This is a genomic window from Pseudomonas sp. MT3 (genome assembly GCF_054720805.1).
In genome coordinates, this window is the sequence record NZ_JBTVPY010000008.1 from 78,775 (window position 1) to 91,110 (window position 12,336).

Below are 12,336 nucleotides of genomic sequence, written 5' to 3' on the forward strand. Positions count from 1 at the left end.
TCCCTAAGGTGAGTGGTCTTCAAATGAGCGTTTTCGGCTGACAAGAGGAACAACATGAGCCAGAACATCCGCATCGCCAGCGCCGCCGTCATCGGCGCCGGCACCATGGGCCGGGGCATTGCCATGTGCCTGGCGAACGCCGGCGTGCAGGTCCTGTGGCTGGACAATAATCCGCAGATGCTCACCCAGGCCCTCGGCGCGGTGGCCGATACCTACGCCCACAACGTGCGCCAGGGTCGTATCGACGAGGCCGAAGCCGCCCGTCGCCGCGCACGCATCTCCCAGGTGGCGAACTACGCGGCGATCCGCGAGGTGGACCTGGTGATCGAGGCGGTATACGAGAACCTCGAGCTCAAGCAGTCGATCTTCCGCGAGCTGGATGCGGCGCTGAAACCCTCGGCCATCCTGGCTTCCAACACTTCCTACCTGGACGTCGACGCCATCGCCGCGGTGACCTCGCGGCCCTCCCAGGTGCTCGGCCTGCACTTCTTCAGCCCGGCGCATATCATGAAGCTGCTGGAGATCGTGCGCGGCGCGAAGACCGCTCCCGCGGTGCTCGAAGCGGCCCTGGAACTGGGCGAGCGCATGGGCAAGGTCAGCGTGGTCGCCGGCAACTGCCACGGTTTCATCGGCAACCGCATGCTGGAGAAGTACGTCCAGGAATCGCGCCGGTTGATCCTTGAAGGTTCGCTGCCGCATCGGGTGGACGCGGCGATCCAGGGTTTCGGCTTCGCCATGGGGCCGTTCCGCATGTTCGACGTGGTCGGCATCGACCTCGAATGGCGCGCCCGCGAGCTGGCCGGTAAGGGCCAGGACGCGCCGACCGTGCAGGTGGACAACCGCCTGTGCGAGATGGGCCGCTTCGGCCAGAAGAGCGGCAACGGCTTCTACCATTACGAGCCGGGTAGCCGCCAGGCCGAGCACGACCCGGAAGTGGATGCGCTGGTGCTGCGCGAGTCCGAGCGCCTGGGCTACCAGCGCCGTGACATCGGCGCCGAGGAAATCCTCGAGCGCTGCCTGCTGGCGCTGGTCAACGAAGGCGCGAAGATCCTCGACGAAGGCATCGCCTCCGCCAGCGCCGACATCGACACCGTTTACCTCAATGGTTATGGCTTCCCCAAGGACAAGTCCGGCCCAATGGCCTGGGCCGATGCCCAGGGCCTGCAGAGCGTGCTGGCGCGCCTGCGCGACCTGGCTGGCGAGCACGGCGCGCACTGGCAACCGGCCGCGCTGATCGAGCGCCTGGCCGCCGCCGGTGGCCGCTTCGCCGACGTAAAACAGGAGCATTGAGATGAGCTACCAGGCACCCCTGCGCGACATGCGCTTCGTCCTCCACGAGCTGTTCGACGTCAGCGCCCACTGCGAGCAGCTGGGCAACGGCCTCGACCGCGAGCTGATCGACGGCGTGCTGGAAGAAGGCGCGCGCTACACCGGCGAAGTGGTCGCCCCGCTGAACCGCAACAGCGACGAGCAGGGCGCGACCCTGCAGGGTGGCGAAGTCACCACCCCCGACGGTTTCCGCGAGGCCTACCGGCAGTACTGCGACAACGGCTGGGCGAGCATGACCGGGCCGACCGAGTTCGGCGGCCAGGGCTTCCCGCAGATGGTCGCGGCCTGCTTCCACGAGATGCTGATGGCCGCCTCGCTGTCCTTCCGCGTCTATTCCGGCCTCACCGAAGGCGCGGTGCTGGCGCTGTACAAGCATGGCGCGCCAGAACTGCAGCGCGACTACCTGGCGAAGATGGTCAGCGGCGTATGGACCGGCACCATGTGCCTCACCGAGCCTCAGGCCGGCACCGATCTCGCCCTGCTGCGCACCCGTGCCGAACCCCAGGCGGACGGCAGCTACCGCGTCAGCGGCAGCAAGATCTTCATCAGCGGCGGCGAGCAGGACCTGTCCGAGAACATCGTCCACCTGGTACTGGCGCGCCTGCCGGACGCCCCGGCCGGGGTGAAGGGCATCAGCCTGTTCCTGGTGCCCAAGTTCATCGCCAACGCCGACGGCACGCCGGGCGCGCGCAACGCCCTGAGCTGCGGCGCCATCGAGCACAAGATGGGCATCAAGGGCGCGTCCACCTGCGTGATGAACTTCGACGGCGCCACCGGCTGGCTGATCGGCCAGGCCAACCAGGGCCTGGCGTGCATGTTCACCATGATGAACGACGCGCGCTTCCAGGTCGGCCTGCAAGGCCTGGGCATCGCCGAGCGCTCGTGCCAGGGCGCGCTGGCCTATGCCCGCGAACGCCTGCAATCGCGGGCGCTGACCGGTGCGGCCGAGCCGACCAAGGCCGCCGACCCGATCATCGTCCACCCGGACGTGCGGCGCATGCTGCTGACCCAGAAGACCCTTACCGAAGGCTGTCGGATGATCGCCGCGCTGTGCGCCCGCGAGCTGGACCTGGAGCATGGCCACCCCGAGGCGGACGGCCGCAAGGCCGCGGGCAAGCGCGCGGCATTGCTGATCCCCATCGTGAAGTCGTTCTTCACCGACGTCGGCCAGGAGGTCTCCAGCCTCGGCGTGCAGGTCTACGGCGGTCACGGCTACATCCGCGAGTGGGGCATGGAGCAACTGATGCGCGATAGCCGCATCACGCAGATCTACGAAGGCACCAACGGCATCCAGGCGCTCGACCTGATCCGCCGCAAGCTGCTGGGCGACGGCGGGGCGGAGCTGAACGCGCTGATCGGCGAACTGGCGGCGGTCTGCGAAACCGCCGGTGCGCGCACCGAACTCGCCGGCCTGGCGGAAACCGTGCGGCAACGCCTGCTGGAATGGCGCAGCCTGACCGCCGAAGTGATCGCCGCCTGCCAGCGCGATGCACAGGAAATCGGCGCCACCTCGGTGGACTTCCTGCAGTACTGCTCCTACGTGCTGCTCGGCGGCCTGTGGCTCCAGGCGGCGGGCGTGGCGCAGGCGAAGCTGGCGGCCGGCGAGGGCGACGCGGACTTCTACCGCGCCAAGCTCGCCAGCGCCGAGTTCTACGTCAAGCGCATCCTGCCGCGCGCCAGCATGCACCGCGAGGCACTGCTGGGCGGCGCGGACTGCCTGATGGCGCTGGACGCGGAGCACTTCGCGTTCTGAGCCGGCGGGGCCCGCGGCTATCCGCCGGCCCCGTCAGCCGCCGCGCTCCTGGCCGCACTGCGCGCAGAAGCGCGCCTGGGGCGCGACAGCGGCGTCGCACCCCTTGCAGGGCATGGCCTGCAGCGATCCGCCACAGTTGTGGCAGAAGCGACTGCCCTGGGGGTTCTGTGCGCTGCACTGCGGGCAGGGCTGGGAGGGAACCGCATTGGCTGGCGGTGGTGGCGCGGGTGCCGGCGGATAGCCCGGTGCGCCGTATCCGCCGCCATAACCGCCGCGGCCGTGGTGACCGCCCATCATCAAACGTTCGAGCCAACCCATGATGTACCTCCCGTTTCCCGTCGTGGGATGGAGTCATTGGGCAGCCTGTAGTTCCTACAGGGTCAAGGTGTGGAGTTGTGAGCGGAGATTTCGTGTGTGAGCGCCCATGAAAAACGCCGCGCGGGGTGACCGGGGCGGCGTTCTATTCGTACTGACTGCGGCTACTGCTGCGTGGCTCTGATTACATAATTCGCTGTGTCCCTAGACGAAGCGCCTCGTAGGCATTCGTCCAATTGGTTCAGCAGCCGGTCCAAGGCTCCCTGGATATCTCCGCCGAGCGACTGCAAGGCGTCCAGCTCATCGAACTCACTCAGGATGCTCGCCAGTTCAGGACTGATCCTGCTCTCCAGAGCCCGCTGTACGCTTGGTCTTCCCAGACTCCAGATCCCCACTTCGGTAGGAATTACGCCTGTTTTCATCGCCGAAAGCAGGCCTCTCGCTAATGCCGCTATGTAGAACTCCACATTGGCTTCGGGGATTTCGAGCGTGATTGCCTGCATTCGAACGATTCTCTGTCGATTGGAACGCGGTGCTATGCCCGCTCCCACACCTCGAACGCATAGGCCGGCGTCTCGCCTTCCGCGTCGTGCTCGATGCTCGACGCCAGGTGCCACTGGCCTTCGTTCACTTCGGGGAAGTGCGCATCCCCGTCCGGACTCAGGCCCACGCGGGTCAGGTAGAGCCGCTCGGCGCGGCCCAGGGCCTGCGCGTACAGCTGGGCGCCGCCGATCAGCATCAGCTCGTCGGCTTCCTCTTGCTGGGCCCACTGCTCGGCGCGCTCCAGGGCGGCGTCGAGGCTGGTGAAGACTTCCGCGCCTTCCAGCGTGAGGCCCGCCTGGCGGGTGACCACGATGTTCAGCCGGCCCGGCAGCGGGCGGCCGAGGGAGTCCCAGGTCTTGCGGCCCATGATCACCGGCTTGCCCAGGGTCATGGCCTTGAAGTGCTTGAGGTCCTGCGGCAGGTGCCAGGGCAGGCGGTTGTCGACGCCGATCACGCGGTTCTCGGCAAGGGCGGCGATCATCGCCAGGGGCAGTTGGGCCATCTCGACTCCAGTGGTGAACATCAGCGGGAACTCCCGTTGCCAGAGGATACCAGCCGCTCGCCATCGGCGGGGCCGGCCGGTGGCGGAACGCGCATGAAGAAGGTGCCGTCCTCGTTGACCTGGGTGATGCCGGTGGCCAGCACCTTGCGGTAGTCCTTGAGGTTGAAGGCCAGCGTCTGGTCCGGGCGCTCGGCCTTGAGCAGCACCTGGGAGTAGGTGATGAGGATCTCGAAGATCTTCAGGTCGCCCGACTGCAGCCAGATGTAGGACTGCCCGGCCTGGCGCGGCGGCTCGAAGGCCAGCGCGGCGGCGCCGTCCTTCGGCGCGAACTTCAGGTGCAGGCCCTTGGCGTCCAGCCAGCTGGACTCCACGCGGCCGTCGATGCCCACCAGCGGGAAGACCTGGTGGTAGTTCAGGTGCATCACGTTGTCCTTGAGCACCGCGCCGGGCCGCTCCAGGGTCACCAGCGAATCCAGGCGCAGGCCCACCAGGCTCATGGCGCCGTAGCTGGGCACGCCGAGCACCTTCACGCTGTCGGGCTGGTAGTCGAGGTTGTCGCCGTCGAGTTTCACCGTGCCGGACAGCTTGAGCGGCAGCCAGGGGCCGACGCCCAGCGGCTGCACTTCGCCGGACACCAGCAGGCGGTCGCCTTCGACGCTGAGCGTGAAGTCGCGTAGCATGCTTTGCGGGTAGGCGAGGATGTGCTGGTTGAACAGGCTGCCGAGCTGCGCGGGGCTGAGGATCACCTCGCCCTCGGAGACGTTGATGCGCATGTCCTGCGGGCGGTCGAAGTCGATCGGCTCGCCGGCCCTGAGCGGCACTAGCCAGCCCTTGAGCTGCGGGCTGTGGAAGCCGATGTCGCCCTGGAAGTACATGTCCACGTTGTGCAGCAGGATGCCCACGCCGTCCTGGCCCGAATCGCGCAGGCCGCCCGGCCGGCTGGCCTTGAAGTCCGGCGCCGGCGGCGTCTGCTGGAACCAGCCCTGGCGCAGCACGCCCAGTTCGCGCTGCTGCCTGTCGATGGCGCTCTCGGCGCCGGCCTGGCCGGCCAGCGCGAGGCAGAGCAGGGAGGCAAGGAGGGTTCTCATAGGGCTTTCTCCTCCGGGGCGGGCGCCTTAACGGGCGAGACGGCGATGTGTACCATGCCGTCTTCGCGCAGGCGGATTTCGCCGTACTGCAACTGGCGGCGGTAGTCGTACAGATTGAACAGCAGCGGCGCATCGGGGCTCAGGCTGGTGAACAGCGCGTAGGCCTTCACCAGGATGGTCCGCGCCATCTTGATGTCGCCGCCTTCGATGAACATGTAGCTCTGCGGCGCCTTGAGCTGCGGCCATTTCAGCTCGGCCAGCTCGCTGCCCAGCAGCAGGTCCATGCCGCCGTCGGCGAGCTTCAGGCTACGCACGGTGAAGTCCAGGCGCGGCGGCGGGAACAGGCCGTCGAGGTCGACCAGGATGCGGTTGCCGATCAGCTGCATGTGCGCGGTGTGCAGTTGCAGCACCTCGGACATCTCGATGGAGGCGGCGCTCAGCGAGGGCGTGACGTCCACCCCGTCGACGAAGATCCGCTGCGGTACCAGCGCCACCTTCAGCGGCCCGGCCTGCTCGATCCCGGTGACCATCCGCAGCGGCCGCCAGCGGCCCTTGCGCAGCAGTTCGCCGTGGACTTCCTGGCCATCGGCGCGAGTGCTGAGCTTGAGGTTGCGCACCGGCGCGTTGGCGTTGCGCAGCTCCTCGTTGAGCAGCGTGGCGAGGGTCGCGTCGGCGACGAAGATATCGCCGGCCTGGATGCGCGCGACCATAGATTTCGGATCATCCAGCATCAGCGGCGTGCCGGCTCCGGCGACCGGGCTCATCTGGATCAGCATCCTGCGGATGAAGAAGCCGATGTCGTCATGCAGGCGGAAGTCGGTGTGGCTGATCCACAGTTGCGAGGTGTTGCTGTCGGACTGCCGGGCGCTGACCTTGGCGTCCAGCACGCGCGGCGGCACCGCCTGCATCAGCGGGGTGTCCGGGCCCCAGTCGGAAGGGCGCACCGGCGGGGTTTCCACGGCCGCCGCGGTGGCGGCGGCGAGCAGCAGGGGCAAGGCACTGAGCAGCGAGCGCAGCATGGCGAGGCCTCATTCTTGTTGTTTTTTCCGAGTGTGAGGCTGGCCGCTCGCGGCGAGAGCCCCTCCTTGGTTTGGTTGACGCCAGCGGGTGTTACCGGCGGTGCCGGGACGTGGCGGCGAGCAGCGGTTATCCTTGGTGCCGAGTACCGATTGTCGGAGACCCCGTGAGCGAAACCCCCGCTTCCGCCCTCGAATCCCTGTGGCTGTGCGAGGCCGTGCGTCTGCGCGAGGAGCAGGTCGGCCCGCTGGAAGACAGCGAAGCCAACCGCCGCGCCATCGTCAGCGGCGGTGACCTCGCCCGCCGCCTGCAACAGCGCGCGCTGCTGCTCGCCGAACGCGACGGCCAGCTCGCCGCCCTGCGCACCTGGGTGCAGGGCTCGCGCCTGGCGTTGTACCTACTGCTGGCGCTGGCGCTGTTCACCGGCGGCGGGCTGGCCTTCGCCGCCCTTGGTGATGGAGTGCGCCCGGTCAACGTGTTCTGGGCCCTGGCCAGCCTGCTCGGCCTGCACCTGATTACCCTGATGGGCTGGACCCTGGCCTTCTTCGCCGGCGGCGAGGCGACCGGTGCGCTCGGCCGCCTGTGGTTGTGGCTGAGCGGCAAGCTCGCCCGCGATGCCCACGCCGCCCAACTGGCGCCCGCGCTGCTGGTGCTGCTGGACCGGCAGAAACTCACGCGCTGGGTGCTCGGCCTGCTGGTCCACGGTCTCTGGTTCGTCGCCCTGGTCAGCGCGCTGGGCGTGATGCTGGCGCTGCTGGCGACGCGACGCTACGGCTTCGTCTGGGAGACCACCATCCTCGGCGGCGATACCTTCATCGCCCTGACCCACGGCCTCGGCGCGCTGCCGTCGCTGCTCGGCTTCCCGCAGCCGGACTCCGAACTGGTGCGCGCCAGCGGCGATGCCCTGGTGGCCAGCGAGAACGCGCGCCACGCCTGGGCCGGCTGGCTGGTGGGGATCCTGCTGGTGTACGGCGTGCTGCTGCGCGGTGCGTTGTGGCTGCTCTGCCTGTGGCGCTGGAAGCGCGGGCGTGCGCAGCTGGCGCTGGATGTCTCGCTGCCCGGCTACGCCCTGCTGCGCGAGCGCCTGATGCCGGCCAGCGAGCGCCTGGGTGTCAGCGATGCCGCGCCGGGCGAGCTGGTCGAGCCGCAGGCGCAAGCCCCGGCGACCACCGCCGACGGCGCCGTGCTGGTGTCCATCGAACTACTCGACCGGCCCAACTGGCCGCCGAAGCTGGCCGAAGGCATCGCCAATGCCGGCGACCTCGACGACGGTGCCCAGCGCCGTCGGCTGCTGGAGCAGCTCACTCGCTACCCGCCGGCGCGCCTGGTGATCGCCTGCGACCCGCGTCGCTCGCCGGATCGCGGCACCCTGGCGCTGATCGCCGAACTCTCGCGCTGCGCCGCCGCCACCCGCGTCTGGCTGTTGCAGGCGCCGGCGGGCGAGGCACTGGACGCCGAGCGTCTGGGCGACTGGCACGCTGGCATCGAGCGCCTGCAACTGCCGCACACCTCGGCGTCGCCGCTGGGCTGGCTGGAGACCGGGCATGACTGATGCGCTGAAACTGGCCGTGGTCGGCCACACCAACGTCGGCAAGACCTCCCTGCTGCGCACCCTGACCCGCGACGTGGGCTTTGGCGAGGTGTCCCACCGTCCCAGCACCACGCGGCATGTGGAAGGCGCGCGGCTGTCGGTGGACGGCGAGCCGCTGCTGGAGCTGTACGACACGCCCGGCCTGGAAGATGCCATCGCCCTGCGCGACTTCCTCGATGGCCTGGAGCGCCCCGGCGAGCGCCTGGACGGCCCGGAAAAGCTGCGGCGTTTCCTCGACGGCAGCGAAGCCCGTGGCCGCTTCGAGCAGGAAGCCAAGGTGCTGCGCCAGTTGTTCGCCTCCGACGCCGGACTCTACGTGATCGATGCCCGCGAGCCGGTGCTGGCCAAGTACCGCGACGAACTGGCAGTGCTCGCCGCCTGCGCGCGGCCGCTGCTGCCGGTGCTGAACTTCGTCGCCAGCCCGCAGCACCGCGAGGAGCAGTGGCGCGAGGCGCTGTCCCGCCTCGGCCTGCATGCGCTGGTGCGTTTCGACAGCGTGGCGCCGCCGCTGGATGGTGAGCGGCGTCTGTACGAAAGCCTGGCGCTGCTGCTGGAGCGTGCGCGCCCGCAACTGGATCGGCTGGTGGCCGATCACGAAGCCCAGGCCGTCGCACGCCGTGAGGCCGGGGCGCGATTGATCGCCGAACTGCTGGTGGATGTCGCCGCTTGCCGCCAACTGGTGCCCGCGGGGGACGCGGCGGTGCGCGACGCTACCGAAGCGCTGCGCAATCAGGTGCGCAAGCGCGAAGACACCTGCGTGAAGGCGCTGCTCAGCCTCTACGCCTTCCGCAAGGACGACGCCCGCGCCGTCGACCTGCCGCTGCTGGACGGCCGCTGGGGCGATGATCTGTTCAACCCTGAAACCCTCCGCCAACTGGGCATTCGCCTCGGTGGCGGCGTTGCGGCCGGTGCGGCGGCGGGGGCGGGGATCGACCTGCTGGTCGGCGGCCTGACCCTTGGCGCGGCGACCGCACTGGGCGCCATCGCCGGCGGCGCCTGGCAGACCGTTGGCCACTACGGCCAGCGCCTGCTGGGCAAGCTGAAGGGCAGCCGCGAGCTGTCGGTGGATGACAGCGTGCTGCGCCTGCTGGCGCTGCGCCAACGGCAACTGCTGGCGGCCCTGCAGACGCGCGGGCATGCGGCGGTGGAGGCGATCCAGGTGCAATCGCCGGAAGACAAGCAGTGGCGCGAGGGCAAGCTGCCCGAGGCTCTGCGCAAGGCGCGGGCGCATCCGGAGTGGTCCGCCCTCAATGGCCGCCGGCGCGGCGAGAAGACCGAGCGACAGGAGGCGGTGGCGCAGTTGGCCACGCAACTGCTCGAGCCGTGAACACGGCGTGGCGGCGGTTCGCGAGCAAGCTCGCTCCTACGAAGAGCTGCGCCCACGCTGTAGGAGCGAGCTTGCTCGCGAACGCTCTTAGACGAGCGAAACCATCTTCACCTCGGCCTTTTCCTCGCTCAAGGTCAGGATCGCCAACGCAATCGGCAACTTGAACCGTCGCGGCCCGGCGCTGCCCGGATTCAGGTACAGCACGCCATCGCGCACCTCGTTCAGCGGCTTGTGCGAATGCCCCGCCAGCACCACGTCGATGTCCTCGGTTACTGGATCGATGGCCAACTGCTTGAGGTCATGGATCAGGTAAAGCCGCAGCCCGCCCAGTTCCAGCCGCAGGGTTTCCGGCAGTGCGTCAGCCCAGTCCTCGGTGTCGTTGTTGCCACGCACCACGTCCAGCGGCGCCAGTTCGCGGAGTTGATCGAGGAGTGATTCGGGGCCGATGTCGCCCAGGTGCAGGATGCGCGCGCAGCCTTGCAGCGCCGCCAGCGCTTCGGGGCGCAGCAGGCCGTGGGTGTCGGCGATGACGCCGATGCGCAGGGAAGAGGTCATGCCAGGGAGCATAAACGACGACGCCACCCGAAGGTGGCGTCGTGGCTGGATCAGCCGTTGTGCGAGACCTTGGCGGCGTCGAGCTCGGGCAGGAACCAGTTGAGCAGCAGGGCGCAGATGCCGCCGGTGGCGACGCCGGACTCCAGCACGTTGCGCAGCGCATGGGGCATGTGCGCGAGGAACTCCGGCACCTGCGATACGCCCAGGCCCAGGGCCAGGCTGACGGCGATGATCAGCAGCGCGCGGCGGTCCAGGTGGATGCCGGCGAGAATGTTGATGCCCGAGGCGGCGACCGCGCCGAACATCACCATCGCGGCGCCGCCCAGCACCGGCTCCGGCACGGCCTGGATCACCCCGGCGACGCTGGGGAACAGGCCCAGCACGATGAGCATCGCGGCGATCCACAGGCCGACATGGCGGCTGGCGACGCCGGTCAGCTGGATCACACCGTTATTCTGCGCGAACACCGAGCTGGGGAAGGTGTTGAACAGGCCGGCCAGCAGCGAGTTGGCACCGTTCACCAGCACGCCAGCCTTGATGCGCTGCATCCACAGCGGGCCTTCAACCGGCTGGCGGGAGATCTTGCTGGTGGCGGTGATGTCGCCGATGGCTTCCAGCGAGGTGACCAGGTAGATCACCAGCATCGGGATGAACAGGCTCCAGGAGAAGCCCAGGCCGAAGTGCAGCGGTACCGGAACCTGGAAGGCCGGCGCCTCGTGCATGCCGGTGAAGTCCAGGCGGCCCAGGTAGCCGGCCAGCGCGTAGCCCACGGCCAGGGCGATGACGATCGCGCCGCTGCGCATCCATACCACCGGGATGCGGTTGAGGATGACGATGATCGCCAGCACCAGGCCCGACAGCATCAGGTTTTCGCCGTTGGCGAAGGTGCCGTTGCCCATCGCCGAGAAGCCGCCGCCCATGCTGATCAGACCGACCTTGATCAGCGTGAGGCCGATCATCAGCACCACGATGCCGGTGACCAGCGGGGTGATCAGGCGCTTCACGAAGGGCAGGATGCGCGACACGCCCATCTCGACGAAGGAGCCGGCCATGACCACGCCGAAGATCGCCGCCATCACCGCTTCCACCGGCGTGCCGTTCTTCACCATCAGCGCACCGCCGGCGATCAGCGGGCCGACGAAGTTGAAGCTGGTGCCCTGGACGATCAAGAGGCCCGCGCCGAACGGCCCGAAGCGCTTGCACTGGACGAAGGTGGCGATGCCGGAAATCACCAGAGACATCGACACGATCAGGTTGGTGTCGCGCGGCGATACGCCCAGCGCCTGGCAGATCAGCAGGCCGGGGGTGACGATGGGCACGATGATCGCCAGCAGGTGCTGCAGCGCGGCGAGCCACGCGATCGGCAGGGACGGGCGGTCTTCCAGGCCGTAGACCAGATCGGGCTGGGACTGGGCGGCGGACGGGTTTTCGAAGGAACTCATGGGGGCGGTCCGGGAAAAAAGAGCGCGATTTTACTGGCCTGGACCGGGATCGCACAGTGCCATGAGACAAGGGAGGACGAACGGGAAGGAGGATTTCGTTCAGATGGGCACTAAAGGGCTGCGGCTGCGTCTTTCAGTGTTTCAGAAAAGGGAGAAATTTCAGCATCTTGCGCGGATTTGTCTGAATGCGGCGGTCTTTTGCGGCGACTTGAATGGAGCGAGTCCGGCCCGGCTCACCGGCGGCGGATTTCCATCAACGCTACAAAAGGATTTGATGATGAAGAACGTGCAACGTGGTTTTACCCTGATCGAACTGATGATCGTCGTGGCGATCATCGGCATCCTGGCTTCGGTTTCCCTTCCCTTGTATTCGAACTATTCATCGCGCGCGCGAGCGGCGGCGGCCAAGACCGAGTTGTCCGGAGTGAAGACGGCAGTCAGCCTCTGTATCGCGGAGGCGGCGAAATTGAGTGAATGCAAGACAGGCGACTTCGGGATTCCCGAAGCCTTCGCGGAAACGTCGAACGTCACGGGTGGCTATTCGGTTGCCAGTGGTGTCATCGAAGCGAATACCGCGGCGACCGACGCGGAAGGCAATGCCCTGACTATCAAGTTGACGCCTGCGAAGGACAGCAAGACCGGCAATATCACCTGGGAAGAAAAAGGTTCGATCTGCAACGCGGAGCGTGGCATGAAGCCGGGGTATGGTGATTGTCCGAAGGCTGCGAAAGGTGACTCGTAAGGTTTAACGAGATCCGCAACCAGTCATCAGGTAGCGGGGTCGCATGAACCTGTAGGAGCGAGCTTGCTCGCTAACCCGATCAGCCTCGGCGTCACCGGTGGGCTCTGTTCGCGAGCAAGCTCGCTCCTACGA

The 12,336-nt window shown here is 67.8% G+C and carries 12 protein-coding genes; 5 read left to right on the top strand and 7 right to left on the bottom strand.

Annotated features, from left to right (window positions below):
• Nucleotides 1-54: 54 nt before the first annotated feature.
• Together ACYCAX_RS10250 and ACYCAX_RS10255 are read left to right on the top strand one after the other, a co-directional pair.
• A complete protein-coding gene (locus ACYCAX_RS10250; RefSeq protein WP_460247922.1) occupies nt 55-1,290 on the top strand; it encodes a 3-hydroxyacyl-CoA dehydrogenase in 1,236 nt (411 codons plus the stop codon).
• 1 nt (nt 1,291) lies between these two features.
• Entirely contained in the window at nt 1,292-3,082 is a 1,791-nt protein-coding gene (locus ACYCAX_RS10255) for an acyl-CoA dehydrogenase C-terminal domain-containing protein (RefSeq protein WP_460247923.1), read from the top strand.
• A gap of 33 nt (nt 3,083-3,115) precedes the next feature.
• Here the strand turns inward: ACYCAX_RS10255 and ACYCAX_RS10260 are convergent, their stop codons facing one another.
• The 5 genes from ACYCAX_RS10260 to ACYCAX_RS10280 all read right to left on the bottom strand — a co-directional run bounded on the left by ACYCAX_RS10260 (nt 3,116) and on the right by ACYCAX_RS10280 (nt 6,549).
• Nucleotides 3,116-3,400 (bottom strand): double zinc ribbon domain-containing protein, encoded by a 285-nt coding sequence (locus ACYCAX_RS10260; protein WP_460247924.1) that lies wholly within the window; start codon nt 3,398-3,400, stop codon nt 3,116-3,118.
• A gap of 161 nt (nt 3,401-3,561) precedes the next feature.
• Complete coding sequence (locus tag ACYCAX_RS10265) at nt 3,562-3,900, bottom strand: hypothetical protein (protein WP_460247925.1); 339 nt, start codon at nt 3,898-3,900, stop codon at nt 3,562-3,564.
• 32 nt (nt 3,901-3,932) lie between these two features.
• Complete coding sequence (locus ACYCAX_RS10270) at nt 3,933-4,442, bottom strand: dihydrofolate reductase (RefSeq protein WP_416785416.1); 510 nt, start codon at nt 4,440-4,442, stop codon at nt 3,933-3,935.
• Nucleotides 4,443-4,462: 20 nt separating this feature from the next.
• A complete protein-coding gene (locus tag ACYCAX_RS10275; RefSeq protein WP_460247926.1) occupies nt 4,463-5,530 on the bottom strand; it encodes a hypothetical protein in 1,068 nt (355 codons plus the stop codon).
• Nucleotides 5,527-6,549 carry a hypothetical protein gene (locus ACYCAX_RS10280; RefSeq protein ID WP_015479392.1) on the bottom strand — a complete coding sequence of 341 codons (1,023 nt, stop codon included), beginning with the start codon at nt 6,547-6,549 and terminating at the stop codon, nt 5,527-5,529. Before ACYCAX_RS10280 ends, ACYCAX_RS10275 begins: the two co-directional genes overlap by 4 nt.
• A 164-nt stretch (nt 6,550-6,713) precedes the next feature.
• Between ACYCAX_RS10280 and ACYCAX_RS10285 the strand changes: the two genes are divergently transcribed.
• Nucleotides 6,714-8,099: a DUF2868 domain-containing protein gene (locus tag ACYCAX_RS10285; RefSeq protein WP_294975417.1), complete on the top strand. Its 1,386-nt coding sequence runs from the start codon at nt 6,714-6,716 to the stop codon at nt 8,097-8,099.
• Nucleotides 8,092-9,465 (top strand): GTPase/DUF3482 domain-containing protein, encoded by a 1,374-nt coding sequence (locus ACYCAX_RS10290; protein WP_460247927.1) that lies wholly within the window; start codon nt 8,092-8,094, stop codon nt 9,463-9,465. The genes ACYCAX_RS10285 and ACYCAX_RS10290 overlap by 8 nt, the downstream gene beginning before the upstream one ends.
• 87 nt (nt 9,466-9,552) lie before the next feature.
• Here ACYCAX_RS10290 and ACYCAX_RS10295 read toward each other — a convergent pair whose 3' ends face one another.
• Together ACYCAX_RS10295 and ACYCAX_RS10300 are read right to left on the bottom strand one after the other, a co-directional pair.
• Nucleotides 9,553-10,020, bottom strand: a complete 468-nt coding sequence (locus tag ACYCAX_RS10295) for a metallophosphoesterase family protein (RefSeq protein ID WP_460247928.1) — start codon at nt 10,018-10,020, stop codon at nt 9,553-9,555.
• A 50-nt stretch (nt 10,021-10,070) separates the two neighbouring features.
• The gene (locus tag ACYCAX_RS10300; protein ID WP_460247929.1) at nt 10,071-11,462 is read right to left on the bottom strand and encodes a uracil-xanthine permease family protein; all 1,392 of its coding nucleotides are present in this window, start codon (nt 11,460-11,462) and stop codon (nt 10,071-10,073) included.
• Between the two features lie 103 nt (nt 11,463-11,565).
• On the opposite strand from ACYCAX_RS10300, the gene ACYCAX_RS10305 reads away from it, so the two are divergent.
• Nucleotides 11,566-12,204 (top strand): pilin, encoded by a 639-nt coding sequence (locus ACYCAX_RS10305; RefSeq protein ID WP_330217869.1) that lies wholly within the window; start codon nt 11,566-11,568, stop codon nt 12,202-12,204.
• Nucleotides 12,205-12,336: the final 132 nt, after the last annotated feature.

Excerpts from the sequence above, each read along its gene's own strand:
- ACYCAX_RS10250 (WP_460247922.1), top strand. The coding sequence starts at position 55 with ATGAGCCAGAACATCCGCATCGCCAGCGCCGCCGTCATCGGCGCCGGC.
- ACYCAX_RS10255 (WP_460247923.1), top strand. The coding sequence starts at position 1,292 with ATGAGCTACCAGGCACCCCTGCGCGACATGCGCTTCGTCCTCCACGAG.
- ACYCAX_RS10260 (WP_460247924.1), bottom strand. The coding sequence starts at position 3,400 with ATGGGTTGGCTCGAACGTTTGATGATGGGCGGTCACCACGGCCGCGGC.
- ACYCAX_RS10265 (WP_460247925.1), bottom strand. The coding sequence starts at position 3,900 with ATGCAGGCAATCACGCTCGAAATCCCCGAAGCCAATGTGGAGTTCTAC.
- ACYCAX_RS10270 (WP_416785416.1), bottom strand. The coding sequence starts at position 4,442 with ATGGCCCAACTGCCCCTGGCGATGATCGCCGCCCTTGCCGAGAACCGC.
- ACYCAX_RS10275 (WP_460247926.1), bottom strand. The coding sequence starts at position 5,530 with ATGAGAACCCTCCTTGCCTCCCTGCTCTGCCTCGCGCTGGCCGGCCAG.
- ACYCAX_RS10280 (WP_015479392.1), bottom strand. The coding sequence starts at position 6,549 with ATGCTGCGCTCGCTGCTCAGTGCCTTGCCCCTGCTGCTCGCCGCCGCC.
- ACYCAX_RS10290 (WP_460247927.1), top strand. The coding sequence starts at position 8,092 with ATGACTGATGCGCTGAAACTGGCCGTGGTCGGCCACACCAACGTCGGC.
- ACYCAX_RS10295 (WP_460247928.1), bottom strand. The coding sequence starts at position 10,020 with ATGACCTCTTCCCTGCGCATCGGCGTCATCGCCGACACCCACGGCCTG.
- ACYCAX_RS10300 (WP_460247929.1), bottom strand. The coding sequence starts at position 11,462 with ATGAGTTCCTTCGAAAACCCGTCCGCCGCCCAGTCCCAGCCCGATCTG.
- ACYCAX_RS10305 (WP_330217869.1), top strand. The coding sequence starts at position 11,566 with ATGGGCACTAAAGGGCTGCGGCTGCGTCTTTCAGTGTTTCAGAAAAGG.